General features: G+C 69.9%; 19 protein-coding genes. 8 read left to right on the top strand and 11 right to left on the bottom strand.

The genetic code is table 11. The annotated features are described in order from the left end of the window. The first annotated feature begins 7 nt into the window (after nt 1-7). The 6 genes from ACLJOK_RS04920 (at nt 8) to ACLJOK_RS04895 (ending at nt 7,900) form a co-directional block, all read left to right on the top strand. On the top strand, nt 8-430 hold the full coding sequence (locus ACLJOK_RS04920; RefSeq protein ID WP_410816426.1) for an ATP-binding protein: 423 nt from the start codon (nt 8-10) through the stop codon (nt 428-430). A 136-nt stretch (nt 431-566) separates the two neighbouring features. Continuing rightward, nucleotides 567-923, top strand: coding sequence for a PadR family transcriptional regulator (locus tag ACLJOK_RS04915; RefSeq protein WP_410816424.1), 357 nt, complete (start codon nt 567-569; stop codon nt 921-923). Next, nucleotides 920-1,864: a hypothetical protein gene (locus ACLJOK_RS04910; RefSeq protein ID WP_410816423.1), complete on the top strand. Its 945-nt coding sequence runs from the start codon at nt 920-922 to the stop codon at nt 1,862-1,864. Before ACLJOK_RS04915 ends, ACLJOK_RS04910 begins: the two co-directional genes overlap by 4 nt. Nucleotides 1,865-2,197: 333 nt before the next feature. After that, entirely contained in the window at nt 2,198-2,452 is a 255-nt protein-coding gene (locus ACLJOK_RS04905; protein WP_410816421.1) for a three-helix bundle dimerization domain-containing protein, read from the top strand. Nucleotides 2,453-2,648: 196 nt separating this feature from the next. Then, entirely contained in the window at nt 2,649-6,560 is a 3,912-nt protein-coding gene (locus tag ACLJOK_RS04900) for a Pls/PosA family non-ribosomal peptide synthetase (protein ID WP_410816420.1), read from the top strand. Then, the gene (locus ACLJOK_RS04895) at nt 6,557-7,900 is read left to right on the top strand and encodes a M1 family metallopeptidase (RefSeq protein WP_410816419.1); all 1,344 of its coding nucleotides are present in this window, start codon (nt 6,557-6,559) and stop codon (nt 7,898-7,900) included. Before ACLJOK_RS04900 ends, ACLJOK_RS04895 begins: the two co-directional genes overlap by 4 nt. 115 nt (nt 7,901-8,015) lie before the next feature. Here the strand turns inward: ACLJOK_RS04895 and ACLJOK_RS04890 are convergent, their stop codons facing one another. Further along, nucleotides 8,016-9,812 (bottom strand): NAD-binding protein, encoded by a 1,797-nt coding sequence (locus ACLJOK_RS04890; protein ID WP_410816417.1) that lies wholly within the window; start codon nt 9,810-9,812, stop codon nt 8,016-8,018. A gap of 246 nt (nt 9,813-10,058) precedes the next feature. Between ACLJOK_RS04890 and ACLJOK_RS04885 the strand changes: the two genes are divergently transcribed. Continuing rightward, nucleotides 10,059-11,102, top strand: a complete 1,044-nt coding sequence (locus ACLJOK_RS04885) for an NAD(P)-dependent alcohol dehydrogenase (RefSeq protein ID WP_410819268.1) — start codon at nt 10,059-10,061, stop codon at nt 11,100-11,102. A gap of 166 nt (nt 11,103-11,268) precedes the next feature. Here ACLJOK_RS04885 and ACLJOK_RS04880 read toward each other — a convergent pair whose 3' ends face one another. The 5 genes from ACLJOK_RS04880 to ACLJOK_RS04860 all read right to left on the bottom strand — a co-directional run bounded on the left by ACLJOK_RS04880 (nt 11,269) and on the right by ACLJOK_RS04860 (nt 16,121). Beyond that, nucleotides 11,269-12,333 (bottom strand): trypsin-like serine peptidase, encoded by a 1,065-nt coding sequence (locus ACLJOK_RS04880; protein ID WP_410816415.1) that lies wholly within the window; start codon nt 12,331-12,333, stop codon nt 11,269-11,271. A 276-nt stretch (nt 12,334-12,609) separates the two neighbouring features. After that, nucleotides 12,610-13,341 (bottom strand): ABC transporter permease, encoded by a 732-nt coding sequence (locus ACLJOK_RS04875; protein ID WP_410816414.1) that lies wholly within the window; start codon nt 13,339-13,341, stop codon nt 12,610-12,612. Beyond that, nucleotides 13,338-14,261: an ATP-binding cassette domain-containing protein gene (locus tag ACLJOK_RS04870; RefSeq protein WP_410816413.1), complete on the bottom strand. Its 924-nt coding sequence runs from the start codon at nt 14,259-14,261 to the stop codon at nt 13,338-13,340. Before ACLJOK_RS04870 ends, ACLJOK_RS04875 begins: the two co-directional genes overlap by 4 nt. Nucleotides 14,262-14,319: 58 nt before the next feature. Beyond that, nucleotides 14,320-14,988, bottom strand: a complete 669-nt coding sequence (locus ACLJOK_RS04865) for a response regulator (protein ID WP_410816411.1) — start codon at nt 14,986-14,988, stop codon at nt 14,320-14,322. Beyond that, nucleotides 14,985-16,121, bottom strand: coding sequence for a histidine kinase (locus tag ACLJOK_RS04860; protein WP_410816410.1), 1,137 nt, complete (start codon nt 16,119-16,121; stop codon nt 14,985-14,987). Before ACLJOK_RS04860 ends, ACLJOK_RS04865 begins: the two co-directional genes overlap by 4 nt. A gap of 31 nt (nt 16,122-16,152) precedes the next feature. On the opposite strand from ACLJOK_RS04860, the gene ACLJOK_RS04855 reads away from it, so the two are divergent. After that, a complete protein-coding gene (locus ACLJOK_RS04855; protein WP_410816409.1) occupies nt 16,153-19,293 on the top strand; it encodes a hypothetical protein in 3,141 nt (1,046 codons plus the stop codon). On the opposite strand, the gene ACLJOK_RS04850 is transcribed toward ACLJOK_RS04855, so the two are convergent. From ACLJOK_RS04850 to ACLJOK_RS04830, 5 genes are all read right to left on the bottom strand, one after another. Next, nucleotides 19,287-21,413, bottom strand: a complete 2,127-nt coding sequence (locus ACLJOK_RS04850) for a PQQ-binding-like beta-propeller repeat protein (RefSeq protein ID WP_410816407.1) — start codon at nt 21,411-21,413, stop codon at nt 19,287-19,289. The genes ACLJOK_RS04855 and ACLJOK_RS04850 overlap by 7 nt on opposite strands. 93 nt (nt 21,414-21,506) lie before the next feature. Further along, a complete protein-coding gene (locus ACLJOK_RS04845) occupies nt 21,507-22,262 on the bottom strand; it encodes an ABC transporter ATP-binding protein (RefSeq protein ID WP_410816405.1) in 756 nt (251 codons plus the stop codon). After that, nucleotides 22,259-24,073, bottom strand: coding sequence for an ABC transporter permease subunit (locus ACLJOK_RS04840; RefSeq protein WP_410816403.1), 1,815 nt, complete (start codon nt 24,071-24,073; stop codon nt 22,259-22,261). Before ACLJOK_RS04840 ends, ACLJOK_RS04845 begins: the two co-directional genes overlap by 4 nt. Next, nucleotides 24,070-24,939, bottom strand: a complete 870-nt coding sequence (locus ACLJOK_RS04835; RefSeq protein WP_410816401.1) for a branched-chain amino acid ABC transporter permease — start codon at nt 24,937-24,939, stop codon at nt 24,070-24,072. Before ACLJOK_RS04835 ends, ACLJOK_RS04840 begins: the two co-directional genes overlap by 4 nt. 66 nt (nt 24,940-25,005) lie before the next feature. Continuing rightward, nucleotides 25,006-26,160, bottom strand: a complete 1,155-nt coding sequence (locus tag ACLJOK_RS04830; protein ID WP_410816399.1) for an ABC transporter substrate-binding protein — start codon at nt 26,158-26,160, stop codon at nt 25,006-25,008. Between the last annotated feature and the right edge of the window lie 104 nt (nt 26,161-26,264).

Below are 26,264 nucleotides of genomic sequence, written 5' to 3'. Positions count from 1 at the left end.
AACGCAGATGCGGGTGAGCATGACGCTGTCACTCCCCCGCGAACCATCCTCCGCGACCCGCGCCCGCCATATTCTCGCCACTCTGCTGAGCCTCACCGACATCAGCGAGGACACCCGCGCCAACCTGGCTGTCTTGATCAGCGAGGCATGCGCCAACGCGGTGATCCACGCCGACCCCGGCAGCGACGTCGACATCACCATCGGCGTCGACGACCACGTCTGCCTTATCGAGGTCGGCAACCGCGGTCGCAGCCCCGACAACACCAAGCTCGACGCCGACCTCCCCGCCCCGCTCACCATCGGCGGCCGTGGACTGCCCCTGATCGGCGCACTCGCCGACACGGCCGCCTTCGTCACCGGCGCGCCGGGCCAGGTGCTGCTCCGCATCACCAAACACCTCAGCGACGCCGGAGCAGCACCTACCCGCTGACCGGTGAGCAGAGCCCGTGCGACGCGTCGCCGCAGCGGCTCACGCCGCGACGAGATTTTCGGCTGTCATTCCTGGTCCTACCGCGGGGAAGATTCGCCCTTGACCAATAGGTTGTTGATCTGCTTATGTTGATGACATGCCTAAACCCTCCGTGCCGATGCGTGAACCCACCTACTTCATCCTCGCCGCGTTGCAGGACGAACCGTTGCACGGCTACGCCATCGTCAAGCGCGTGCAGGACCTGTCCGACGGGCGGGTGCGGTTGACGACTGGCACGCTGTACGCCGCGTTGGACCGGCTCACCGGCGAGGAGATGGTGCGACTTTGCGAGGAGTCGGTGGTCAACGGCCGCGCCCGCCGCACATACGAGCTGACCGAGCACGGGTTGTCCGCACTACAGGAGGAGGCGGCGCGGTTGGCCGCTGCGGCTCGGATCGTTCGAGACCGTTCCGTGCCGTCGACGGCTGCGACGGTGCGGACGGTGCCGGCATGACCGGGCTGGAGCGCCGCTACCGGTGGCTGCTGCGCGCCTACCCTCGGGCCTATCGGCAGTACCGCGCCGACGAGATGTTGGAAACGCTGCTGGGCGGGGGTGCGATGGACCGGAGGCACCTGAGCCTTCGGGAGTCCGCGGCACTCGTGGTGGCAGGTCTGCGGGTCCGTACCGGCGTGGACCGGCTCGGCTCCCGAGCCGCATTGCTGCACTCCGCGCTGCGATTGACCGCGCTGTCCCTGCTCGTGTGTGGCATCGCCCTTGCAGCCAAGCCCGCCGTGGTGCAGTTGTTGCTGCCTGGGATCCCTTTGGACTTCTTGGTTTTCGCCGGAAGCCTGGCCACACCGGGACTATTGCTTCTCGCGTTGGCCGGTGCGGCATGGGCTCGCTACCGCCTCGCGTTCGCCATGACCGTCGGCGCTCTCGGTGCGCAAGTGTGGTATTCCGGGTGGTACGCGGCAGAGCTGGAGATGGGCGGCGAGGTACACCCGTTGGGGCTGCAGGCAGTTCTCCACCTGGCCGTGCAACTTCCGACGTGGGCATGCTTGTTGGCCGTGCTGACGATGGTGCCGCTGCTTCGAGCGCGCCAACCACGGGACACGCGACCATGGACCTGCCTTGTTGGCGCGGTGATGATCGTGGCGATCATGACGCCTAATCCGCTCAACGGGTGGGAAGACCCGTTCACGCTGCCAGTTATCGTGACCGGTGGGCTGGTGGCGGCTCTCGTTGGCGCGGCGTTGGATGTGCGGATGTCGATCGCTGCCAGCGTGCTCCTTCTGGTGCCAATCCTGGCTACGCTGCCCTACCAGCCATCGGACTGGCAGCGCGAGTATGGGGAATTGAGCGCCCGAACTGTGCTCCTGGCAGCCTTGGCCGGGATCTTCGCCATCAACGTCGCGATCAGCAGGATGGCCGCCCGCCAGCAAGTCGCCCTCTAGGCCACGTGGTCGCTCCGCGTAGATCCCCGAAGACACATCGCAGGGCGACCACGCCACGGCGACCACTGTCGAGAAGGTACGCCGGAACGAGCGGCTGGAGCGAGCGGTTGCTGCAGCGCCGTCCACGTCGTCGCGCCGAACAGCGTTAACGTGAGGACCACGATGATGATCATGGACTGCCGAAACGTTGACGGAACTGGCACTCTCGAACGTCCCACCGACGGAGCGAGAAGGCCTGCTCCCGCAGGTGAACTTTGCGCAAACGACGGAATGTCGAGTGGATGTCCGGGGCACTACCTGTGCAGACCATGAAGACGACGTGCGAGGTGTGTGATGACCGAACCCGCAGCCAGTGGTGGACTCGTTGACCCGGAGATCGCCTTGCAACGCCAGGTCGAGACGCTGCGACAACGATTCCCGGATGCCGACGAGAGCGAGATCTCCGCCCTCGTGCACGAAACGCACCACCGCCTCAAGGCCGAGGCGAGCGTCGACTCGCACCTGGTCGCCCTGACCGAGAAGCAGGTGACGGAGGAACTGCGCAACGACGGTGGGACCGTTCACATCCGTAGCGACGAGACGGCCTGATCCCTGACACGATTGTGATCGGCCGGTGGCGTTTCGCAGGCGTTCGACGTTCCCACGGGTCGCTGTGGTGGTGGACACGATGCCGTCGCTTGCGGCCAGGTGCGACGTAGCGTTGAGGGCTGCCCAGGGCGGGTCCGCGTGCCGCGCGCCTGGTTGACGCCGATCCGCAAGACGAAAAGGTGAACGCCGGGTGCCCGTGACGAGTGAACCCCAGGTGGTCGCGCTACCGCCGTCAGCTGCCGCACCGACGATCCCTGCGGTGTTCCGATCCGCCTCCGCCCCGGCCCGCCGCACGCTGGTCGACATTCTCGACGACTCCGTGCGCGCGCACGCCGACGCGGGTGCGCTCGACAGCGGTGCCACCACATTGACGTACCGCGACCTGGCCGATGAGGTCGAGGCCGTACGGAGGTCGCTCTCCGGGCACGGCATCGGTGTCGGCGACCGGGTGGGCGTCCGGATCTCCTCCGGTACGGCAGAGCTGTACCTGGCGATCCTCGGCGTTCTCGCGGCGGGCGCGGCCTACGTGCCGGTCGACGCGGACGATCCCGAGGAACGCGCCGAGCTCGTCTTCGCCGAGGCGGGGGTCGTGGCGGTCCTTGGTGACGGGCTGGCGGTGTCGCTGCGTCGTACCCCCGCGGGTCGGACCGGCCGGCCCGGCCCGGACGACGACGCCTGGATCATCTTCACCTCCGGCTCGACGGGCACCCCGAAGGGTGTGGCGGTCAGCCACGGCGCGGCGGCGGCTTTCGTGGACGCCGAGGCGCAGTTGTTCCTCGCCGACGAGGCGAGCGAGGCGATCGGCCCGCAGGATCGGGTCCTGGCCGGGCTGTCGGTGGCGTTCGACGCGTCCTGCGAGGAGATGTGGTTGGCGTGGCGGCACGGCGCGTGTCTGGTGCCGGCCGCGCGGTCGCTCGTCCGCAGCGGTGTCGACCTCGGTCCGTGGTTGGCCGAGCAGCGCATCTCGGTGGTGTCGACGGTGCCGACGCTGGCTGCGCTGTGGCCGGTCGAGGCGCTGGAGGAGGTGCGGCTGCTGATCTTTGGTGGGGAGGCCTGCCCGCCGGAGCTCGCGCAGCGCTTGGCCGTCGAGGGTCGCGAGGTTTGGAACACGTACGGACCGACCGAGGCGACGGTGGTCGCGTGCGCCGCGCGGATGACCGGCGAGGGACCGGTCCGCATCGGGTTGCCGCTGGCCGGCTGGGAGCTCGCCGTGGTCGACGGATCCGGCGCTCCGGTAGCGATGGGTGAGACCGGCGAGTTGGTCATCGGCGGGGTGGGACTCGCCCGCTATCTGGATACGGGCAAGGACGCCGAGAAGTTCGCGGCGCTGCCCGCGCTCGGCTGGGAGCGGGCGTACCGCAGCGGGGACATCGTCCGGGCGGAGCCCGAGGGGCTCCTGTTCGTCGGTCGCGGTGACGAGCAGGTGAAGCTCGGCGGACGCCGGATCGAGCTGGGTGAGATCGACGCCGCGCTGCAGGCGCTGCCCACCGTCGCCGGTGCGGCCGCGGCGGTGCAGCGCACCGCCGCGGGCAATCAACTGCTGGTGGGGTACGTGGTTCCGCACGAAGGCGTCACCTTCGATGCGGCGACGGCGGCGCTGCGGATCCGTGAGCAGCTGCCGGCCGCGCTCGTGCCGCTGCTGGCCGTGGTGGATGCGCTGCCGACCCGGACATCCGGCAAGGTGGATCGGGCCGCGCTGCCCTGGCCGCTGGCCACCCCGGGCGACACTGTGGTTGAGCTGACCGCGACGGAGGAGTGGCTCGCCGGCGGTTGGGCGGAGATCCTGGGTGTACGCCCCACCGAGGCGGACGCGGACTTCTTCACCTACGGCGGCGGCAGCCTGAACGCGGCGCAACTGGTGGCGTGGATCCGGCGCCGGCACCCGCGCGTCTCGGTGGCCGACATCTACCTCCACCCGAAACTGTCGCGGCTCGCGGCGGTGCTCGACGCGCTCGACACCACGGCGGTGACGCGCCGGGAGGTCCGGCCGGTGCCGAGGCGCACCGGGCTGATCCAGGCCGCGATGATGGTGCCGATGCTCGCGCTGGTCGGGCTGCGCTGGCTGACCGTCCTGGCCGCCCTCGGCAACGTCCTCGCCCTGTTCGCTCCCGCACCTTGGGCGCCGGTCGTCTCCTGGTGGTGGGTGGCGCTGGGCTGGCTCGTGCTGTTCAGCCCGCCGGGTCGGATAACCCTGGCCGCCGCGGGAGCGCGACTGCTGCTTCGTGGGGTACGCCCCGGCAGCTACCCCCGCGGTGGCGGCGTGCACCTGCGGCTGTGGGCCGCCGAACGCCTCGCCGAGCTGACCGGCGCCACCAGCGTCGCCGGAGCATCCTGGATGATCACTTACGCCCGGGCCCTCGGCGCGCAGATCGGGGCCGACGTCGACCTGCACTCCGCGCCGCCGGTGACCGGCCTGCTGAAGCTCGGCCGGGGCGCGGCGATCGAGCCGGAGGTCGATCTGTCCGGCCACTGGGTCGACGGCGATGTCGTCCGCATCGGCAGGGTTCGCGTCGGCGCCGACGCCCGGGTCGGTTCCCGCAGCACCCTGATGCCCGGCGCTCGGATCGGCAAGGGCGCCCGCGTCGCCGCGGGCTCGACGGTGGCCGGCGCCGTACCGGCCAACCAGCACTGGGCCGGCTCACCAGCCGCAGCCGCGGTTGCCAAGGATTCGGACGGGTGGCCCGGGCAGCGTCCCTCTCGATCGCGGACGGGTGCACGCCTCTGGCCGGTCGCGTACGGGTTGACAGCCCAGTTGCTGGGGCTGGTTCCGGTCGTGGCCGCCCTGCCGGCGCTCGCCCTGCTGGGCTGGACGCTCGCCATCCGACCAACTGTCGGCGCGGTGCTGGCCACCGTCGCGGTGGCGACCGTCGCCTACGTCGTGGGCTACGCGCTGGTGGTGCTCGTGGCCGTCCGGGCGCTCAGCATCGGCCTGCGCGCCGGGTACCACCCGGTGCAGGGGCGGGTGGCGTGGCAGGTCTGGACGACCGAGCGGCTGATGGGGATGGCCCGGGTGGGGCTGTTCCCGCTCTACGCCAGCCTCTTCACACCTGTGTGGTTGCGGCTGCTGGGTGCCAAGGTGGGACGCGGGGTGGAGGCATCCACAGTGCTCGCGCTGCCGGCGATGACCACGGTCGCCGACGGGGCCTTCCTGGCTGACGACACAATGGTCGCGACCTACGAGCTGAGCCACGGGTGGCTGCGCGTCGCTCCGGCCCGCATCGGTAAGCAGGCGTTCCTCGGCAACTCGGGAATGGCCGCGCCCGGACGTTCGGTGCCGAAGCGGGGCCTGGTCGGGGTGTTGTCGTCAGCGCCGTTCAAGGCGAAGAAGGGTTCGTCCTGGCTCGGCGCACCGCCGATGCCGCTGCGCCGGACCGTGGAAGCAGCCGACACCAGCCGCACCTTCGACCCGCCGGTCCGGTTGAAGCTGGCCCGAGCTGCGATCGAGCTGTGCCGGATCGTTCCGGTGATGTGCGCCGGCGCCCTGGCGATCGGCGTCCTCGCCGTACTCTCGCTGGTCTGGCGGGTTGCCGGGTGGTGGGCGGCCGCTCTCGCGGCCGGGCCGGTGCTGCTGGGCGCGGCGATCGTCGCCGCCGCCATCGCGACGGCCGCGAAGTGGCTGCTGGTCGGGCGCTTCCGGGTCGCCGAGCGCGCGCTGTGGACCTCCTTCGTGTGGCGCAACGAGCTCGCGGACACGTTCGTCGAGGTCCTCGCCGCGCCGTGGCTGGTCCGTTTCGCTACCGGCACGCCACTGCTGACGGCATGGCTGCGCACGCTCGGTGCGAAGATCGGCCGTGGCGTCTGGCTGGAGACCTACTGGCTGCCCGAGTACGACCTGGTGCGCCTCGGCGATGGCGCGACGGTGAACCGCGGTTGTGTGGTGCAGACCCACCTGTTCCATGATCGTGTGATGAGCATGGACCAGGTGACACTGGGCGCGGGAGCCGCGCTGGGCCCGCACGGCATCGTCCTGCCGGGCGCGAGCATCGGCGCGCGGACCACAGTCGGGCCCGGTTCACTGGTGACCCGCGGCGACGCCGTGCCGTGCGACAGCCGCTGGTTGGGCAATCCGATCACCACCTGGTCGGCGCCAGCGGCACGGTCGGCATGAATCCGAAGGCGGCGTCGGCGTCGAGCGGCGCAACGCCCGGCGCCGGTCGCTCCGGCGACTCCTACCTGCCCGAGCACGGCAACGGCGGCTACCGGGTACTGCACTACGACCTCGACCTCGACTACCGGGTCGTGTCGAACCGGCTCGCTGGCCGGGCGGACATCACCGCGGCGGCTCTGCAGTCGCTCTCGCGGTTCACTCTCGATCTCGGTCGGCTGCGCGTCCAGGACGTCCGAGTGGACGGGCGCCCGGCGAAGTACCTGCACCGGCCGGACAAGCTGCAGATCAAACCGGAGCGGCCGATCGGCGCCGGGGACACCTTCCGGGTGGAGATCCGGTACGCGGGAAAGCCGGTGCCCATCTCCGGCCGGTGGGGCGAGCTCGGGTGGGAGGAACTCACCGACGGGGTGCTCGTGGCCAGCCAGCCAAACGGATCGCCGTCGTGGTTTCCGTGCGATGACCAACCCGGTGCCAAGGCCACCTTCCGGGTGGCAGTCACAACCCCCGCCCCGTACACCGTTTTGGTGACCGGTGATCCCGTACTCCAGCAGCGCGGCGCGGGCGGCACGACCTGGGTGTACGAGCGCCGCGAGCCCACCTCGCCGTACCTGATGAGCGTGCAGATCGGACGTTACGAGATGGTCGATCTCGCTGTCGGTGAGGTGGCGCAGCGCGCGGCGATCCCGCCCGCGCTGCGCCGTAACGCCGCGCACGACTTCGGCCGGCATGGCCAGATCATGTCGGCGCTGCAGCGACTCTTCGGGCCGTACCCCTTCCGGGAGTACGTCGTCGTGGTCGCCGACGACGACCTCGACGATCCGGTCGAAGCGCAGGGCATGGCGGTCTTTGGGCGAAACCACGTCGACGGGCGGCGCACGCACGAGCGGCTGATCGTGCACGAACTGGCCCACCAGTGGTTCGGCAACAGCCTCACGGTGGCGGACTGGCGGCACATCTGGCTCAACGAGGGCTTCGCCACCTACGCCGAGTGGCTGTGGTCCGGCGTCTGCGGCGACCTGCCAACCGACGCCCTGGCCGCGCAGTGGTACGCGTGGGTCGCGGCTCGCCCACGCCACGTCGTCGTCGCAGATCCCGGCGTCGACCGGATGTTCGACCCGCTGGTCTACAAGCGTGGCGCGCTGACCGTGCATGCCCTGCGTAAGAGGGTGGGCGACGAATCTTTCTTCACGCTCCTGCGAGCCTGGGTCGCCGAGCACCCACACTCCACGGTGACGACGGAGCAGTTCCGCCTGCACGCCCAGCGCTTCGCCCGCGAGCCCTTGGACGGCCTGTTCGCCGCCTGGCTCGACAGCCCGACGCTGCCCCCACCACCTCGCTGACCAAGCCCGCTGCGGCCGGTCCTCGACCTACATGACCTGCACGACCTGGAACGATTGAATCCGGTATCAGCACGACGTGCGATGCTCGGAGTACGGTCGGGGCTACGAGGAGCGTTCACTCACCATCGCGCGGGGCCGGCGCAAGCAGTTGCAAGGGCGCGACATCTGCCAGTGGTTCAGCGTCGGAGCTGGGTACGGTGCGGGGCAGCAGCGCCGCGAGACCGGCGCGTGTGGCCAGCACGATCAGCCGGTCGGTGCGGACCAGTGGCCGACGTTCCGGTAACGACCAGATGGTCTGTCCCGTCCGACCGGTCCGCACCGCGATCACCCTCAGTGCGCCCGGCTGGTCGACGTCGCGGCAGTACCGTCCCTCGAGTTCGGACCCGGCGCCCACGGGGAACTCGGCCACCAGCAATACCCGGCGGCCGACCGAGATGGTGTCGATGACCTGCTGGCCCATCATGGCGGCTGCGAACGCCGGCGCCGCCAACGATGAGACGCTACGTGATTCGTTAATGCTCAGGATGCGCTGCGTGCGTTCCGCGAAGCCGTCGTCGAACAGCCGTAACACCACCCGCAATGGGGGCCTGATTGCTGCCGACCGTGCTCGGTCCGCCTCATGCGAGGACCGCCCGGACAGGGCGGTCTCCAGGTTGGTGACGTCGTCGTCGGTCAGAACAACCAGCGCTCGGCAGGTGTGTACGGACGCGGCTCGCAGTGTCTCGGGGCGGGTCGCGTCGCCGACAATCACCGGCAGACCCAGCTCACGGGCGACACCGATGCCTCGTGCCGACTCCGCGCGGTCGACGGCGACCACTGAGATGCCGACGGAATGCAGTTCTTCCAGAACCCTGGTGCCGATGTTGCCGAGTCCCACCAATACGACATGGTTGTCGATCGGTTCGATCATGCCGCCAGCAGCGACCGCCAGCCGGGCGCGCACCAGTGAGTCCACCACCAGAGCCGTGACGGTGGGAAGTAGCGCCACCCCAGTGGTCACCAGCACCACCGCGGTCACCTTTTCGGTGAGCGGTGCGGCGGAGTCGACCTCGGCAGCTCCCATCACTGTCAGCAGCGTCAGGTAGGCCGCCTCCGCGAGGTTCACGCCGCGGGTGTACGCCAGCAGGACGCTGGCCGCGGCGAGTATCGCCGCCGTGCCGACCATCGCCAGTCGCAGTCTGCGGCTGAACACCAAGCCGAGGGCCCGAAGCAGGCGTGGCCTTCGACGCGGTGGGTCCATTCGGGGCCGCCCGTATGCGCGGACGAGTACCAGGTCTGCCGAATCCTGGTCTGCTGGAAGGACGACCGGCTCCGCGCCGGTCGTGTCGGCCAAGCCGCAAACCACATCCGCACCGGCCGGGTCAACGGCGTTGCGCATCGCGCTACGCAGAAGCTCACCGTCGGGCAGCCGCACGTACGTCGGCGTCGCGTCCCCGAGCGTGGCGGCAACGAACGCCGGCGCGGCGATCTCGGATCCCGAGAGTACGGCGCAGTCCCCGAGCATCGTGGCCACGCCCTCGCCGAGCACCGGATTGAACAGTCTGACCACGAGCCGAACATCGGGAGCCAGGTCCCTGGTGATCATCGCGGCATCCACATTGGTCACGTCGTCGACACCGACGAACGCCACAGCCGCAGCCTCCCGGACCCCAGCCTGATCGAGCACCTCCCCGGTCAGGCGACGGGCCATGATGATCTCCGGCTGCCCCTCCGCCACGCTGAATTCCGAAGCGAGGTCAGCCAAGCCGGGTACGTGGTGGTCGCTCAACGACGGCAGGACCACGGTGACCGCGACACCGTAGCGGTCTGCCAGTTCAGTGACCAGACGGCGAGCCACCGCACCGTCCCCACAGACAACAAACCGCTGCCGAGCCTGCTCCGCGGTGGAGCTCTGTCTGGTGTCTTGGGACACAGTCGAATGGTAAACGACGAGGCCCAGGGTGGCGTCTACCACGAGGCCGGCTTAGGCGTGCGGGTGGTGGCCGATCCCAGCGCATCTGTGCGGCCGTGACGTCGCGGACGCCGAGCATGGGCGTAGAACCGCCTCAGCGTAATGCGGCAGGGCCCGCGGCCAGTTCCCACCGCCTCCCGGCTAGGTCCCGCCGCCACGGCTGTGGTGAGGTGCAGGTAGGTCAGCATCACGTCACCGGAGGACATCATCTTCACCGTCAACGCCATCGCCGCGCCTTCCGCCACCGAACCACTCGTGCGGACCACGATCGAACGGCGGGACCTGGGCCCGCACGATGTGCTCATCGAAATCCGCTACGCCGGCATCTGCCACTCCGACATCCACACCGTGCGCGGCGACTGGGGCAGCGTTCCCTACCCGCTCACCGTCGGTCACGAAATCGTCGGCCGGATCACCGAGATCGGCGCCGACGTCACCCGCCACGCGGTCGGCGACCGTGCTGGCGTTGGCTGCATGGTCAACTCGTGTCGCGAGTGCGAGAACTGTCGCACCGGAAACGAGCAGTACTGCCTCAAGGGCAACACCCAGACGTACGCGAGCGTCGACCGGGACGGCACCGTGACCCAGGGCGGGTACTCGACCCACGTCGTCGTGAACGAGGACTTCGTGCTGCGGGTGCCGGAAAGCATCCCGTACGAGGCGGCCGCGCCGATGCTGTGCGCGGGCATCACCACGTACTCGCCGTTGGCGCACTGGAACGCCGGTCCCGGCAGGAAGGTCGCCGTGGTGGGCCTGGGTGGTCTGGGCCACATGGCTGTCAAGATCGCCGCGGCGATGGGCGCCGAGGTGACCGTGCTGTCACAGACGCTGGGCAAGAAGGACGACGGCATGCGCTTCGGAGCCGAGCACTACTACGCCACCAAGGACCCGGCGACGTTCGAGGTGCTCAAGAACAGCTTCGACCTGATCATCAACACGGTCAGCGCACCGATCGACATGGCCAGCTACCTCGGTCTGCTGCGTCTGGACGGCACGCTTGTCAGCGTGGGTGCCCCGGCGGAGCCGCTGCCGGTGCCCGTCTTCGCGTTGTTCGGCAATCGACGTTCGTTCGCCGGCTCCAGCATCGGCAGCATCGCCGAGACGCAGGAGATGCTGGACTTCTGCGCCGAGCGCGGCATCGCTCCCGAGGTCGAAGTCATCGGCGCCGAGGCAGTCAACGACGCGTACGAGCGGGTGCTCGCCTCGGACGTGCGGTACCGGTTCGTCATCGACATCGACACCCTGCGCTGATCTTCTCCCGGGTGCCAGGGTCCGCCGAACGGCGGGCCCTGGCGCTGAAGCCCGTGTTTGACGTCATCGGCGAGCGGTGTCGTCCGGCGATGCCGTCGCCGAGGTCGAGCGGCGAGGGTGCCGGTGGGCCGCCGAGGCGCGGAGCGCGCTTGGGCGGCCCACCGTCTCAGCCGTTGTCGATCAGGCTGGCGATCTCGTTGTAGATCAGGTGCGCCTTCGCGCCCTGGTTCGACGGACAACCGCCGAGGTGGTGCAGGGCGATCACACGGTGGCTGGCGTTCAGCACGGGTGAACCCGAGTTGCCGCCGGAGGTGTCACAGCTGTAACTGATGTTCCAGGTGTTGTAGTTCGCGTTGCGGACGGCGCAGGTCGCGCCGTTCTGGGTGTCCTCGTAGATCGACAGCCGCTTCGCGCTGCCGTCGCCGTGTCCGGGGACATAGATCCGGGTGCCGTTGCTGGTGGCGGTAGTTGCCAGATACAGCGTGCCGAATCCCTGGATGGCGGCGAAGTTGTTGACCGAGAACAGGGTGTAGTCCAGCTGGTTGGAGCCGCCGCTGCTCACCCTGTAGAGGGTGGCACCGCTGACCTTGGTGCCGGCGCCGGGATTCGCGCCGCCGCAGGTGGCGCACTGGTAGTTGAACTGCATCTCGCTGCCGCTCACGGCGGACTGCGTCGAGAAGCAGTGCTTGTTCGTCAGCATCCGGTTGGTGTTGCCGACCCGCCAGGTGGTGCACAGTCCACCACCGCTGATCAGCAGCCGCGCCACCGCCCTGCCCCGGGCGTACTCGGTGGGGTGGCTGTTCTGGTAGCAGACCACGTCCCGACGGGCGTCGGTGCTGCACACGGACTGGGTGGAGAAGTTGTGCGCGGCGATTTCCGTACGGTCGTAGCCGCGCCAGAACCGGTCGATGGTGGCGGCGCTGCCACGTGCGGGGCGGCTGCTGTGCAGTGTCACCACCGCGGTGTCGCCCTCCACCGACATCGCCCAGAAACCCGGCTGTCCGTCGGTGGTGTAGTCCGAACCCGTCGCCCGGTTCAGGTCACGGTCGTACCGGTAGCTCTCCTTGCCGTCGCGGCTCGACACGGTGACGTAGTCGCCCTGAGCCAGTCGCAGTGAGCTGAAGTGCACCTTGACATAGGTGGCACCGGGGTGCTGAATGATCTGCGTCCCGCCGCTGGGGGCGTAGGACAGGGAACTGTCGACGGTGCGGAGTTCACCGATCGTGGTCACACCCTCAGCAGAGAACTGGTTCGATTCCGGCGCCCGCTCGGATTGTGGCGTGAGAGGGGCGACCGAGTACGCCTCCGCGGCGGGTACCGACAGTAGGCTCAGCCCAAGTGAGCAGGCAGCGAGCGCGACCGCCCCCGTTCGTAGGCGTCGTAGGGCATGTTTCATCTGTCGCTCCTTCTCAGGACTCAGCACCGAGACGTGCCTTCGGCATTCATACCTGAGATCAGACAAGACATGTAATCCCATCTATGTCATAGCCGCCGAGTCGTACCCGGTTCAGGTTCGGGCGAGCCGGCGGACGGCGAGGAGCGTGGCCATCACGGCTATGCCGAGCAGGGCCGCCACGGCGGTCACGTTGAACCCGTCACCGTGCCACGGGTCGCTGACCGCGTCCATCAGCGGCCCCATCGGGGTGAAGTCGACGGCGGTGTTGAGGGTGTCGGGCAGCAGGTACGGCGGGGGCCCGCCACCGGCGATGAAGAAGAGCCCGAAGAAGAGCAGCAGTCCCACCCCCTGAGCGGCCCGCGCGGTCGGTAGTAGCGTCCCGAGTAGGACTCCGAGCGCCGCGAAGGCCAGCGTGCCGACGAGAAACCCGGCCAGTACCCCGATGGTCGAGGACGGTGCGTTGAGGTCGTAGCCTCCGAATCCGATCGCGGTCATGAAGGCGGCGGCGACCGCCGCCATCAGCGCGGTGACGATGATCTGTGCACCCGCGAGCGGCCAGGCGGAGACCCCGGCCGCGCGGAACCGCCGCATCACTCCCCGTTCGCGGTACGCGGCCAGGTGGGTGGGGACGCCGAGGAAGCCCATCACGGCGATCGCCGCGGCGGCGTACACGGGCACGTAGAAGTCGACGCCGCCGATGCCGCCCATCTCCGGATCGGGCTCGTTGCCGAACGAGCCGGCCAGCAGGACCAGCAGGAGGGCGGGAAACGCCAGGCTCATCAGCAGCGTGATCGGTTCCCGGCCGAGCAGTTTGATCTCGGTCCAGACGATGCGGGCGGTCATTGCGGTCCCCTCTGTGGTTCGTCGCGAAGCCGGCGACCGGTGGTGGCGAGGAAGACGTCCTCGAGCGTGGGATGGTGAGTCCGGAAGTCGGCGGGAAACAGCCGCCGTTCGGCGAGGGCGGCCGCTACCGGCACCGTGGCCCGGGCCTGCCCGGCGACGGTGACGACACCGCCGGTGGTGCTGACGTTGCTGATGCCCGGTATTCCGGCGAGGAAGCCGACGTCGTGACCGTCGACGGTGAAGGTGATGGTGATCGGGCCGCCCTGCTGGGCGGTAAGGATGTCCGGGCGGTCCAGCGCGACAACCCGTCCGCCGTCCACGATGGCCACCCGGTCGCAGAGTGCCTGCGCCTCTTCCATGAGGTGGGTGACGAGGACGACTGTGGCCCCCCGGTCGCGTACCCCTCGGACCAGATCCCAGGTCACGCGGCGCGCCTGCGGGTCCAACCCGGTGGTCAACTCGTCCAGGAAGACGACCTCCGGCTGGCCGAGCATCGCCAGGGCGAGGAAGAGCCGCTGCCGTTGGCCGCCGGAGAGTGCGGCGAACGGCCGGCGCCGCAGCGCGGCCAGGTCCCAGGCCACCAGCGCCGCCTCGACGTCTCTGCCGGACCCCGACGGGGCGAAGAGCCGGATCGCCTCGGCCACCCGCAGCCGGTCGGGCAGGGCGGAGGACTGCAGTTGCGACCCGATCCGCCGGCGCAACTGATCCGGCTCACGGGCCGGGTCCAGGCCCAGGATCTCAACCCGCCCCCCGTCGCGCCCCCGCAGACCCTGAAGGCACTCCACAGTGGTGGTCTTGCCGGCGCCGTTTGGGCCGAGCAGTCCGAAGATCTCGCCCCGCCGCACTGTGAACGACACGTCCTCGACGGCGACCACGCGCCCGTAGCTCTTGCGGAGATTCTCGACCCTCACGACATCCATGAGGTGACGCTACGAGAGCCCCGGGCCCGGGTACGTCCGCCGAAGGCGGTGTTCGCGGCTACTCCGAAGGAGGTACGGCCTGGACCAGCCCGGTCTCGTAGGCGACCACAGCCGCTTGGACCCGGCTCTCCACCGCGAGCTTGGTCAGGACCCGGGAGACATGGGTCTTCGCGGTCAGCTCGGCGATGTGCAGCCGGCCGGCTATCTCCCGGTTGGAGCAGCCGCGGGCGATGAGTCCCAACACCTCTCGCTCCCGCCCGGTGAGGGCCGCCAGCGCGGGCGGCGCTGGCCGGTCCCGCCGAAGCCGAGCGGCGACCAGATGGTCGACCAGGCGGCGGGTCGTCGATGGCGAGATGACAGCACCGCCGCGCACCGCCGACCTGACAGCCTCCAGCAACTGTGCCGGCGGGGTGTCCTTCACCAGGAAGCCCACCGCCCCCGCCTCCAGGGCGTCGAAGACGTTCTCATCGGTGTCAAAGGTCGTCAGGATCAACACGTGCGGCGGGTCGACGGCGGCCAGCACCTTGCGGGTCGCCGCTATCCCGTCAAGCTTCGGCATCCGAATGTCCATGAGCACCACGTCGGGTCGGTGTACGGCGACGGCGGCCACCGCACTCTCCCCGTCCTCGGCCTCGGCCACCACCTCGATCTGCGGATCGGAGTCGAGCAGCGCCCGGAAGCCGGCCCGCAGCAGCGCCTGGTCGTCGGCGATCAGCACTCGGATCACGGCGCCTCCAGTGGAAAGGTCGCGGTCACCCGGAACCCGTCGGGTCCGCCAGCGGTCGACAGCTCACCGTCGTAGAGGGCGACCCGCTCGGCCATCCCCCGCAGGCCCTGGCCAGGAATGTACGCCGGATCGGCGGCGCCACGGTCGTGGACCTCCACGGACAGCCGATCTGGTTGGTAGCTGATCGTGAGCTGCGCCCGTACGCCCGGAGCGTGCTTGATGACGTTGGTGAGCGACTCCTGGATCACCCGGTAGGCGGCCAGGTCGAGGCCGGGTGGGAGCGGCACCGGCGGTCCGGAGGCCGCGACGGTGACGGCGACCCCGGCGTCGCCTGCGGCGGCCACCAGCGACGGCACGTCGGCGAGGCCCGGCTGCGGCGCCGGCGCCGGGCCGACCTGGTCGCTCCGGGCCGGGTCGCGCAGCACTGTCAGCATGCGGCGCAACTCCGACAACGCTTCCCGACCGGTCCGCTCGATGATGGTGAGCGCCTCGGCGGCCTGCGCCGGACGTACGGCGACCAGGTGAGCGCCGACGCCGGCCTGCACGGTAATGACACTCATCGCGTGGGCGATGACGTCGTGCAGCTCGCGGGCGAGCCGGGACCGCTCGTCGGCGATGGCGCGCTCGGCGAGCGCCCGCTGCGCCGCCCGCAACTGCTCGGCCTTGACCTCCAGGTCCTCGGCGTAGCGCTGCCGGTCGTCGATGGCGACTCCGAGGGCCCAGACCACGCCGTAGACCACGGCGACGTAGAGCAGATCGGTCACGCTCACCGGCCACTGACCGGTGAGGACGGCGGCCATCATCCACAGGGGGGTGATGAGGGCGATGGCCCGCAGCCAGAGCGGTCGACGCCAGGCGCCGGCGGCGTAGAGGGCGACCATCAGCGGCAGCGACTGGAGGAAGTGGCCCTCGTGCGCTCCGTCGAAGGGCGTTTCGAGCCAGAGCGGGTACGTGACACCGAAGACGAGCGCGATGGCGACGGGGTTCCACCGGATCGCCAGCACCGGCAGGGTGTTGGCGAGTAGCAGAGGTATGGCGCGGAGCGGGTACTCCTCGACGATCCGCCACTCGGGAACGGCGAACACGATGGTCAGGAGCGTGGTGAGCCCGACGAGGGCACGTCCGGACCGCATTGACTCAGCCTACGGCCATTATCATGCGAGCGTGGCTCACGTTGCCCAGGTCCGCCGGCCGTACCCGCTGCTCGTCGCCGCGGCGGTCCTGTTGGCGCTCGGCGCTGCCACGGCCTGGGGCGTCGGCGACACGCTGGGGCTGAGCCACGCCCCCGCCGCCGTGCCGCACGAGGACGGTGTCGCCGCGCCAGCGCGGACGCCCGCACCGGTCCCGCCGTTGGCGTCCCTCGTCGTGCCCGACGAACTGCGCATCAGGAAGGCCGCGGCCGCCATCGCCGACGCGGTCGTCGCCCGCGGCCTGCCCCGGCCGCTGCTCGTCCCGCCCGCGTCGAGCCCGGCCAGGTCCGCGACGGCCGCGCCGGGCACCGGCACGGCGCCCGGCGCGGGCACGGACCTGTCGGCCGTGAGCACACTGCGGGCGGGCGTGCTGGCCACCCTCGGCGGTACGCCCGAGTCGTACCGACTCGACGTGCGCGGCGCCGAGCTGGCCGTCCAGGGCGGCGACGTCGCGGGCGTGGCAGCCGGGATGTACCGGCTGGCCGACCGGATCCGCTCCGGTGCCGAGGTGCTCCCCGCGGCGGACGCGGGTCGGGTGGTCATCCCCCGGCTCGGCCTGCGGCTGACCGACGCGGGTTCGGTGGGGCGCGAGCCCGACCCGGCCGTCTTCGCCGCCGGCGACGACTATGGCCTGAACACCGACGTGGTCGGGTCGGCGGTGCTGCCTCGCGCGCCGTGGGTGGACGCTGGCGCGGTGGCCCGCATCGACGCGCAGTTTCGGCAGTTCGTCGACCACTCGGTGGCGCAGGGATTCAACGGAATCGTCGTGCCCGGCTTCCTGGAGTACGTCACGTTCACGAAGGTCGGCGACGGGCGCGCGGTCTACCCGCCCGGTGACCCGCACGTCGAGCGCGCACGGGCGATGGTAGCGGCGTTCGGCCCCGTCCTCCGGTACGCCGAGGACATGGGCGTGCGGGTCTTCCTGCTGACCGACATGCTCGCGGTGTCGCCCCCGCTGGAGGAATACCTGACGCGGACCGTCGGCGGTCTCGACGTGGCCGACCCTCGGCTGTGGGCGGTCTACCAGGCCGGTCTGGCCGAGCTGTTCGAGAGCATGCCGTTCGTCGACGGCCTGATGGTCCGCGTCGGCGAGGGCGGCGAGGTGTACGCCGGAAGCGGCTGGGACTACTCGTCAAGGCTCGCGGTCACCACGGAGACGTCAGTGCGCGCGATGCTGCGGGCCCTGCTGGACACCGCGGGACCAGCCGGCAAGGAGATCATCTTCCGCACGTGGACGGTGGGCGTCGGCGCCGTCGGCGACCTGCACACCAACCCGCTGTCGTACGCGCAGGTCCTCGGCGGGCTCGACGATCCGCACCTGATCGTGTCCACCAAGTACACACTGGGCGATTTCTACAGCCACCTACCGCTGAACACCACGCTGCTGGGCGGCGGGCACCGCCGCATCGTGGAGTTCCAGGCCCGGCGCGAGTTCGAGGCGTTCGGGTCGCTGCCCAACGACCTCGGCCCGCTGCACCGCCAGGCGCTGCGCGCGTTCCTCGCCGCCAACCCGAACGTCGAGGGCGTCTGGAACTGGACCCAGGACGGCGGTCCGTTGCGCGCCGGGCCCATGTCGCTGTACCTGCGCACGGGGTTCTGGCAGCTCTACGACCTCAACACGTACGCCGTCGGCCGCCTGGCCTGGGACCCGCACGCCGACCCGGCGCAGGTCACCGCGGACTGGGCGTACCGCACGTTCTCCGGCGACCCGGCCACCGTCGCCGCGATCGGGCAGGCCATGGCGCTGTCCCGGCAGGCGGTCACCAAAGGCCTCTACATCGGTCCGTACGCCGACCGCTCGGTGCGGGCGCTCGGGCTGGAACCGCCGCCCATGATGTGGATCTTCGAGTGGGACATCCCGACCGGCGACTCCGCGGCGCTGGACAGCATCTACGCGGTGACCGGCGGCCGCGTCGACGAGGCGATCGAGGAGGGCACGCAGGCCGTCGTGCTGGCCCGGCGCATGCGCGACCTGGTCGCCGCGACCGAACCGGCGACCTGGCGGGACGCCGAACTGCGTGGGCGCTTCACCGCGACCCTCGACTACCAGGTCGACCTGTTCGAGACGCTGAGCGCGTACCGGGCCATGGTGCTGCGGCACGCCCAGTGGCTGGACACGGGTGCCCCGGCCGCCCGCCGAGACTGGCGGCTGGCCGCAGTCGCGTACCACGACGCGCGCGACGCGCACCGGCAGCGCTACGGCGCCGATCTGGACCTGCCCGCGTACAACTTCACCGCCGCCGACCTCGGGGCGCGGCGCGCCGACCGGGACCCGGCGATGGCCTGGGCGGCCCGGGCGATGCTCGGGTCGATCCTGCTGGTGGTGCTGCTCGGCCTGTACGGGCGCGGGTTCGGCGCAGCCGCCGCGCGCGGGTTGCTGCTCGGCGCGCTCCGGCCGTGGCGGGTGGCCGCGCTGCCGACGCCCATGACACGGGCGGACCGGGTGGTGGTGTGGCTGGTCCCGGCCGTGGTGCTGGTGGCGAGCCGGCTCGTGTTGACCTGGTTCGCCGCACCGGCGCACCTGCTGGTCACCCTCGGTGGGTGGGCGCTGTTCGCCCTCGTCGTACGCCTCGTCGTCGGCCGCCGGGATCCGTTCCACCTGTGGGCCGTGGTCGGCGGCGTCGCGCTGCTGCGCAGCGTGCTGCTGCTCGCGGCGCTCGCCGGGCGCGGACCGGGCGGTTACTGGTTCGCCTTCTGGACTGCGCCGAGTCTGCGCGCGGCGTACGTCACCGTCGCGTTCGCGGCGTTCTGCTGGCTGTTCGTGGCCGTCGCCGTGGTCCTGCGGGACCGGTACGGCCTGCGCCGTCGAAGCGCCGTCGGCCTGACCCTCACCGCCGCGGGTGTGCCCCTCGGCGTGCTGTCCGCCCTGGTCTCGGTAGTGGGCCTGGAACGCGCGCTGACGGTGTGGAATGACCAGCTCGCGCTGCTGCCCTGGGGCCTGTCCCGCATTCTCGGCATCACCGTCCACCTCGGCATCCCCACCCAACTCCCCGCATACACCGCCGCCGCCGGAATCGCCTTGGCCGCCGCCGGCCTGCTCCTGTCACTCGGACTAGGACGGGGGCCCCACTGGCGCGGTCGAGGGCCACACCAGCGGGACGACGCGGGTCAGTAGACTTCGATCTTGCCGGTGGAGCGTGGGCTTCCCGGATCGTTGAAGAAGTACTCGCCGCGAAGCCCGAACGTGTACCGGAACGACTCGCCGGGGGCGAGCCGCACGTCGAAGAGTCCTTCGAAGAACTGCGTCGCACCACGGACACCGGCGTTACCCGGATGGTTGGTGAAGGTGACGGTCGTGCCGAGCGGCACCCGCAGGTGGGTGGGTGCCATACCCGCCACCGCGAACGACTCGGCGGTGCCGATCTCACCGGTCGAGGCGTTGTAGGTCCGTCCGACGACGACCGTGTTCCCGACGACGGCGCCCTCGACCGGGCTTCCGGAAACCGGACGGCGGATCACCGGAGGCGGCGGGGTGGTCGCGGGCGCGACGTGCCCGTTGATCTCGAAGGCCCAGAGGAAGTCGCCACGCGGTGCGGAGTTGCCGTACGGGATGCTGGTACCGCCGGCGTACACCGCGAGGTACTCCTTGTTGCCGACGCGGTACATGATCGGGCTGGAGCTGATCGCCGCGCCGGTCTGGAAGCGCCACAGCTCGTGGCCGTTGCGGGCGTTCAGGGCGAGTAGGTTGCCGTCGGGCTGGCCGATGAACAGCAGGTCGCTGGCGGTGGTGAGGATGCCGTTGCCGTGTGCCAGCGAGTACGGCGTCCGGCGCTTCCACCTGACCTGGTTGGTGCTGACGTCGACGGCGACGATGCCGCCGGTCTGGTATTCACCCGGGGGGCGCAGACCGTTGCTGCTCTCAGTGAGCGAGTGCGCCGCGGCGACATAGCCGAATCCGGTGTACACCAGGCCGGTGCGGTGGCTGAACGACAGATGCGACCAGTCTGCCCCACCGCCGTGCCCCGGGATCGACAGGATCGGGGTCTCCCAGTGCGGGTCGTACAACGCGCCCCGCACGTAGTTGGGCACCGCCCGGTTGGGGTCGCCCGGCACCGAGGTGCCCAGCGGTTGGTCGACGACCCGTTGCTCGGTCCACGGACCCTGCACCGGGAAGGGTTGGGTCGGCCACGTCTTCTGGCGGGGTTCCTGCGGCACGCGCCGCTCCACGATGCCCAGTGGGGCCGTGCCGTCGACGCGGTCGAGGATGAAGAACATGCCGGACTTGCTGCCGTAGACGACGACCTTGCGTTTCCGTCCGCGGATCCGGACGTCGGCGAGGACAGGTGACATGACGTTGTCCATGTCCCAGATGTCATGGTGAATCGATTGGAAGTGCCAGCGGTACGCGCCGGTACGCAGGTCGAGCGCCACGAGCGAATTGGCGAAGAGGTTCTGGCCGCCGCGCGCGGACCCGTCCTGGGAGGAGTTGTTGCCGCGGGCGTTGCCGAACGTCCAGTAGGTGAGGCCGAGGTCGGGGTCGACGGCCGGGTGGATCCACGGCGTTGCGCCGCCCTCCGCCCAGGAGTCGCCCTCCCAGGTGTCGTTGCCGAACTCTCCCGGCCCGGGGGTGCCCCAGAAGTGCCAGAGCACGTCGCCGGTGCGGGCATCGAGGGCCAGGGCGGCTCCCCGGGGCCCGTCGTTGGTGCCGCAGAACAGCAGTCCGTCGTGGTAGACGACGGCCACCTTCTCGATGTTGCCGTAGCCGTTGACCTGGTGCTCCCAGGCGACCTGGCCGGTCTCCTGGTCGAGGGCGATGACGTAGTTCTCGTTGGACTTGGTGTAGACGTAGCCGCCGCCGACCGCGACGCCGCGCCGCGTCAGCGCGCCACGGGTCTGGTCGTAGCGCCATTTGGTCTGCCCGGTCGCACCGTCGACGGCGATGACGTTGCCGAGCGCGGATTCGATGTAGAGCACGCCGTCGACGGCCACCGTCGTGCTCTGGCTGTTGCCGGTGGCGAGGCCACCCTCGATCCGGTTGACCCAGGCACCGCGCAGCCGGCGGACGTTGCCGCTGTCGATGTGGCGCAGCGATGTGTAGTTCTGGTTGCCCAGGTTGCCCCCGACCTTGGGAAAGTTCTGGTCTCCGGGCGTATCGAAGCGGGCAAGGTCGGCGGAGGACGGCGGGTGGTTGCCGCCGGAGACCGCGGGTGGCGCAGCGACAGCCGGGCCCACCGCCGTGGCCACGGCGGTGGCTGCGGCACCCTTGAGCACGTTCCTCCGGTCGATGTGTGTCATCTGCGGTCACCTCTTCCTCGGCCGTCTCGGCGGCCGTTCGGGGAGCTCGGGATGCCAGTTACACGATGGTGCGGTCCCGGGTGGCGGGCATCCTCAGAGCCCGAGATAGATCTTGCGGACCTGCGGGTCCTGACGGAGTGCCGCGGAGGTGCCCGTCATGGCGACGGCGCCGTTCTCCATCACGAGGCACTCGGTGGTCACCTCGAACGTCAGCTGCGCGTTCTGCTCGACGAGCAGGATGCTCAGGCCACGTTCCTTGAGTCTCTTGAGCACCACGACGATTTCGCTGACCAGCTTGGGCGACAGACCCATCGACGGCTCGTCGAGCAGCATCAGCTGCGGCGTTGACATGAGGGCCCGCCCGATCGCCAGCATCTGCTGTTGACCGCCCGACAGCGCGCCGGCCAGCCGACCGCGCATCTCGCGGAGGATCGGGAACAGCTCGTAGACCTCGTCGAGCGTCTCCAGGGTCGGGCCGTTCCAGCGCCGGGTGTACGCGCCCAGCAGGAGGTTCTTCTCCACCGGCAGTCCGGGAAACACGTGCCGGCCCTCGGGCACGTACCCGATGCCGTGGCGGACCATGTTCCGTCCGGGTACCCGGGTGAGGTCCCGGTCCCCGAACTGGATCGAGCGGACGGTCCGTGGCACGAGGCCCATCAAGGCCTTGAGGGTCGACGTCTTGCCGGCGCCGTTGGCGCCGATGATGCCGAGGGACTGCCCGGGTTGAATGGTGAACGAGACGTCCTGGGCCGCTGTCACCCCTCCGTAGCGAACGGAGAGGCCGTCGACGGAGAGGGCGCGTCCGCCACGGACGGCGGCAGCGTCGGCCTGGTCGCGGATGGCTGTCATCGCTGGGCCTCCGAGACCGTCGGAGCGGGCATGGCCATCGACTCGCCGAGGTACGCCTCGATGACTTCGGGTGCGGCCGCGACGTGCGCGGGCGGCCCGTCGGCGATGATCGCGCCGTGGGCGAAGACGGTGACGTGGTCGCACAACGACATGACCATCCCCATGTTGTGTTCGATCACGACCACCGTCACCCCGGAGTCGCGGATCGAGCGGACGATGTCGCACAGCTGCCGGACCTCGTCGCCGTTGAGGCCAGCCGCCGGTTCGTCGAGCAGGAGCAGCCGGGGCCGGGCCGCCATCGCGCGGGCGATCTCGACGCGGCGCTGAATGCCGTAGGGCAGGGCCGACGGCTGGTTGTCGGCGAAGGCCACCAGTCCGAACCGGTCGAGCAGCGAGTCGGCCTCGCGCCGCAACGCGTTGTCGCGCCTCCAGACGCCCAGCGGCAGCAGAAGGTAGCGCCAGGTGCTGCGGGCGCGGGTCGGGTCGAGGGCGACCAGCACGTTGTCCCGGACCGTCAGCGCCGAGAAGAGCCGCAGGTTCTGGAACGTCCGCGCGATCCCGGCGTGGGCCAGGGCGTACGGGCGGGCGGCGGTGACGTCGCGGCCGTCGAGGATCACGCGGCCGTCGGTCGGCCGGTAGAAACCGCTGATCACGTTGAACAACGTGGTCTTGCCCGAGCCGTTGGGGCCGACGATCCCCCGGACCTGTCGTGCCGGCACTGTGACGCTGACGTCGGTGAGTGCCTTGACTCCTCGAAAGTGCATGCTGAGGTTGCGCACCTCCAGCATGGCCGTGGCGTCGCCGGCCGCGGGTGGTGTCACGTCGTACGGATGGAATGCACCCAGTGCGCCGGCCGTCTCGCCGCCTCGACCGCGCCAGCCCAGACGTGCCGCCACCGAGCCGAGGCGGCGCGGCAGACCAGCCAGCCCGGTGGGGGCGAAGACGACGGTCAGGACGACCACGCTGCCGTAGGCCACCTGGGCGTACGTCGGGTAGTCGATCAGCAGTTCGCGGATGAGGGCGAGCCCGATCGCGCCGACGACACAGCCGACCAGGCTCTGCCGGCCGCCGATGATGACCATCGCGAGCAGCAGGAACATGTTGGCGATGCTGAACGTCTCCGGTGCCACGTAGCCGATCAGCCCGGAATAGAGCACACCGGCGACGCCGCCGTAGACGCTGGCGAGCAGGAACGCGGTCATCCGCAGCGTCGGCACCTCGACCCCGACGGCGCCGGCCGCCAGGGAGTCGTCGCGCATGGCGCGCATCCGCCTGCCGAGCGAGGTGTGCACGACGAACAGCCCGAAGGCCAGGGTCACCGCGAACAGCACAAGTTCGAGGTAGTAGTAGAGGTACCCGTCGGACAGGTCGACCCCCGGCAGGGTCGGGCCTGGGATGCCCGGGATCCCCTCGGCACCTCCAGCCAGGTGGGAGTTGGTGACCCAGTTGGTGAAGGCCAACGCCAACCCGAGGGTGACGATGCCGAGATAGTGCGACTGCACCCGCAGCGCGGGTGTGCCGACGACCAGTCCGACGGCCGCGGTGGCGATCACCGCGAGCACGGCGGCTGTCCAGAACCCCATGCCCGCCTTGACGGTCAGCACGGCGGTCGCGTACGCGCCGACGCCGAAGAACGCGACCTGGGCGAGGTTGATCTGACCGGCGACACCCATTGCCAGCCCGAGGCCGACCGCGAGGATCGCGTACAGCAGCATCACGTTCACCACGTGCATGGCGTAGGAGTTGAGCTGGTACGGGAGCAGCCAGGCGGCGATCCCCAGCACCGCGATGGTGGCGAGGCGGTATCTCATGCCCGGTTCACCGTCCTCTCGCCGAAGATGCCGGTGGGCCGGATCATGATGATGACGGTGAAGATCAGGAAGGTGACCAGTTCGGAGTAGCCCTGGAAGTGCCCGGCCGCGAACGAGTCGATCACGCCGATGCTGATTCCGCCGAGGATCGCACCGGGGATGCTGCCGAAGCCGCCCAGGATCGCGCCGGCGAATCCCTTGATCCCGAGCAGGCCGCCCATGGCCGGGTTGACGTACAGCAGTGGGCCGACGAGTCCGCCGGCCAGTGCGGCGAGACCGGCACCGATCATGAACGCCATCGAGTTGCTGCGTCCGACGTGGATGCCGACCGCCGTCGCGGCCTGGTGGTCCATCGCCACTGCCTGCATGGCGACGCCGCGTTTCGTGCGCTGGAGGAAGTACGCGAGCAGCACGGTGGCGATACCCGCGATGGCGAGGACCACGAGGTCGTACGTGCGGACACGGATGCCGAAGATCTCCAGCGGTGCGGCGGGCACGGGTGACGGGACGGCCCGACCGGTCGCGCCCCAGATAATGATGGCGAGGGCCTCCAGCACGATGCCGAAACCGATCGTGCCGATCAGCATGAGGTCGAAGTCCTTGTTCTCCAAGGGCCGCAGGACGCGTTCGATGATGACCCCGATGAGGCCGGTCACGCCGATGGCGACCACCATCGCGAGGGCGAATGGCAGGGTCAGCGACAGGTAGAAGGTGGATGCCAGGTAGGCGCCGATCATGACGACGCTGCCGTGGGCGAAGTTGACCAGTCCCATGGTGCGGTAGACGAGCGAGAAGCCCATCGCGACGAGCGCGTAGATCGCGCCGAGGCTCATCCCGCCGATGAATGTCTGTAGAAAGACTTGCATGCTTCTCCCCTGACCCGGTTCGACGGGATGGCGCGGGGCGGCTCGCGGGAAACCGCCCCGCCTGGCTCAGCCTTGGGCCGGGACCAACTTGCCGCTGGTGATGGTGCCGATCGAGGTGGCGAAGATGCCGACGCCGGTCTCGTCGAAGGCGAAGTCACCGAGCAGGCCCTTGTGCTTGACGGCGCGGATCGCGTCCGACAGGTCCTTTCCAGTGGCGTTGCTGCTGTTCTTCAGCGCGGTCAACAGGATCTGCGCTCCGTCGTAGGCCTTCGCACCGTGCATCTCGGCCGCCTCGCCGTGGGCGGCGAGGTAGGCCGCGGCGAAGGTGCGCGAGGCGTCGTCGACCTCGTTGCTCAGGTACGGCGTGCTGACGATCGTGCCCTCGGCGTTGGTGGCGCCGGCGGTGTCGATGAAGACCGGGGTGCCCTGGGGCGCGGCGCCCGCGAACGTCGCTCGGATACCGAGGTCGCGGGCCTGCTTCACGATCAGGCCGGACTGCACCTCTTCGGCGCCGAGGAAGATCACCTGTGGGTTCCGTTGCCGGATGTTGGTGAGCGCGGCGCTGAAGTCCTTCTGGTCGGTCGTGACGACCTGGTCGGCCACCGGTTTGACGCCCCGACTGCCGAGCGCCTTGGTGAACGAGTCGTGCTCTCCCTTGCCGTACGAGCCGTTGTTGGTGATGAGCGCGAAGCTCTTGATTCCCTTGCCGTCCACGATGTGCTTCGCGAGGGACTCGTCGTAGGTCACGCTCGTCGGGCCGTTGAGAAACAGGAACGGACTCTTCACCCCGACCAGACCCGGCGATTGGCCCGAGGTGATGTTGGGGATCTCCGCTTGGCGAAGGATCGGGGCCATGGCGATCGTGACGGCGCTTTCGGCGGTGCCGAGCATCGCGACGTACCCTTCGCTGGCGATCTTGCGAGCGAGGTTGGTGCCGACGGTCGGGTCGCCCTGGCTGTCGAAGACGCCGACCTCGATCTGGCGCCCGTTGACGCCGCCGTTCTTGTTCCATTCGTCGATGGCCAGTTTGGCGCCCTTGAGTTCCCAGGCGCCGAGGGAGCTGAGCTGGCCACTCTGTGCGTTGGCGATTGCGATCTTGATGGGGCCGGTGTCGCCGTTGTCGCCCGATCGCTCCTCTCCGGGGGCGGAGCAGCCGGCAGCGAAGGCGAGGGAGAGGGCGAGAAGGGGGGTGGCGACGTGTCGCCGTGCGCTGCGGATCATGGGTCACCTCGGGTCGTTGTCACGGGGCGGGCAACTCGGGTGCGGTGCGGAGACGGGGCCGGGCCGAAGGGGTCGGCGGCCGGCGAGGACGTGGTGGGTTGTGC

This window comes from Micromonospora sp. 050-3 (assembly GCF_046549335.1).
GTDB classification, from domain to species: Bacteria; Actinomycetota; Actinomycetes; order Mycobacteriales; family Micromonosporaceae; genus Micromonospora; species Micromonospora trifolii.
The sequence above is the reverse complement of the archived record's forward strand: the minus strand, read 5'-3'. Positions and strand labels throughout refer to the sequence as shown.

Coding starts and splice junctions, on each gene's coding strand:
- ACLJOK_RS04845 (WP_410816405.1), bottom strand. CDS start 22,262: ATGACAGCCATCCGCGACCAGGCCGACGCTGCCGCCGTCCGTGGCGGA.
- ACLJOK_RS04830 (WP_410816399.1), bottom strand. CDS start 26,160: ATGATCCGCAGCGCACGGCGACACGTCGCCACCCCCCTTCTCGCCCTC.
- ACLJOK_RS04920 (WP_410816426.1), top strand. CDS start 8: ATGCGGGTGAGCATGACGCTGTCACTCCCCCGCGAACCATCCTCCGCG.
- ACLJOK_RS04850 (WP_410816407.1), bottom strand. CDS start 21,413: ATGACACACATCGACCGGAGGAACGTGCTCAAGGGTGCCGCAGCCACC.
- ACLJOK_RS04840 (WP_410816403.1), bottom strand. CDS start 24,073: ATGAGATACCGCCTCGCCACCATCGCGGTGCTGGGGATCGCCGCCTGG.
- ACLJOK_RS04860 (WP_410816410.1), bottom strand. CDS start 16,121: ATGCGGTCCGGACGTGCCCTCGTCGGGCTCACCACGCTCCTGACCATC.
- ACLJOK_RS04910 (WP_410816423.1), top strand. CDS start 920: ATGACCGGGCTGGAGCGCCGCTACCGGTGGCTGCTGCGCGCCTACCCT.
- ACLJOK_RS04835 (WP_410816401.1), bottom strand. CDS start 24,939: ATGCAAGTCTTTCTACAGACATTCATCGGCGGGATGAGCCTCGGCGCG.
- ACLJOK_RS04915 (WP_410816424.1), top strand. CDS start 567: ATGCCTAAACCCTCCGTGCCGATGCGTGAACCCACCTACTTCATCCTC.
- ACLJOK_RS04905 (WP_410816421.1), top strand. CDS start 2,198: ATGACCGAACCCGCAGCCAGTGGTGGACTCGTTGACCCGGAGATCGCC.
- ACLJOK_RS04895 (WP_410816419.1), top strand. CDS start 6,557: ATGAATCCGAAGGCGGCGTCGGCGTCGAGCGGCGCAACGCCCGGCGCC.
- ACLJOK_RS04870 (WP_410816413.1), bottom strand. CDS start 14,261: ATGGATGTCGTGAGGGTCGAGAATCTCCGCAAGAGCTACGGGCGCGTG.
- ACLJOK_RS04875 (WP_410816414.1), bottom strand. CDS start 13,341: ATGACCGCCCGCATCGTCTGGACCGAGATCAAACTGCTCGGCCGGGAA.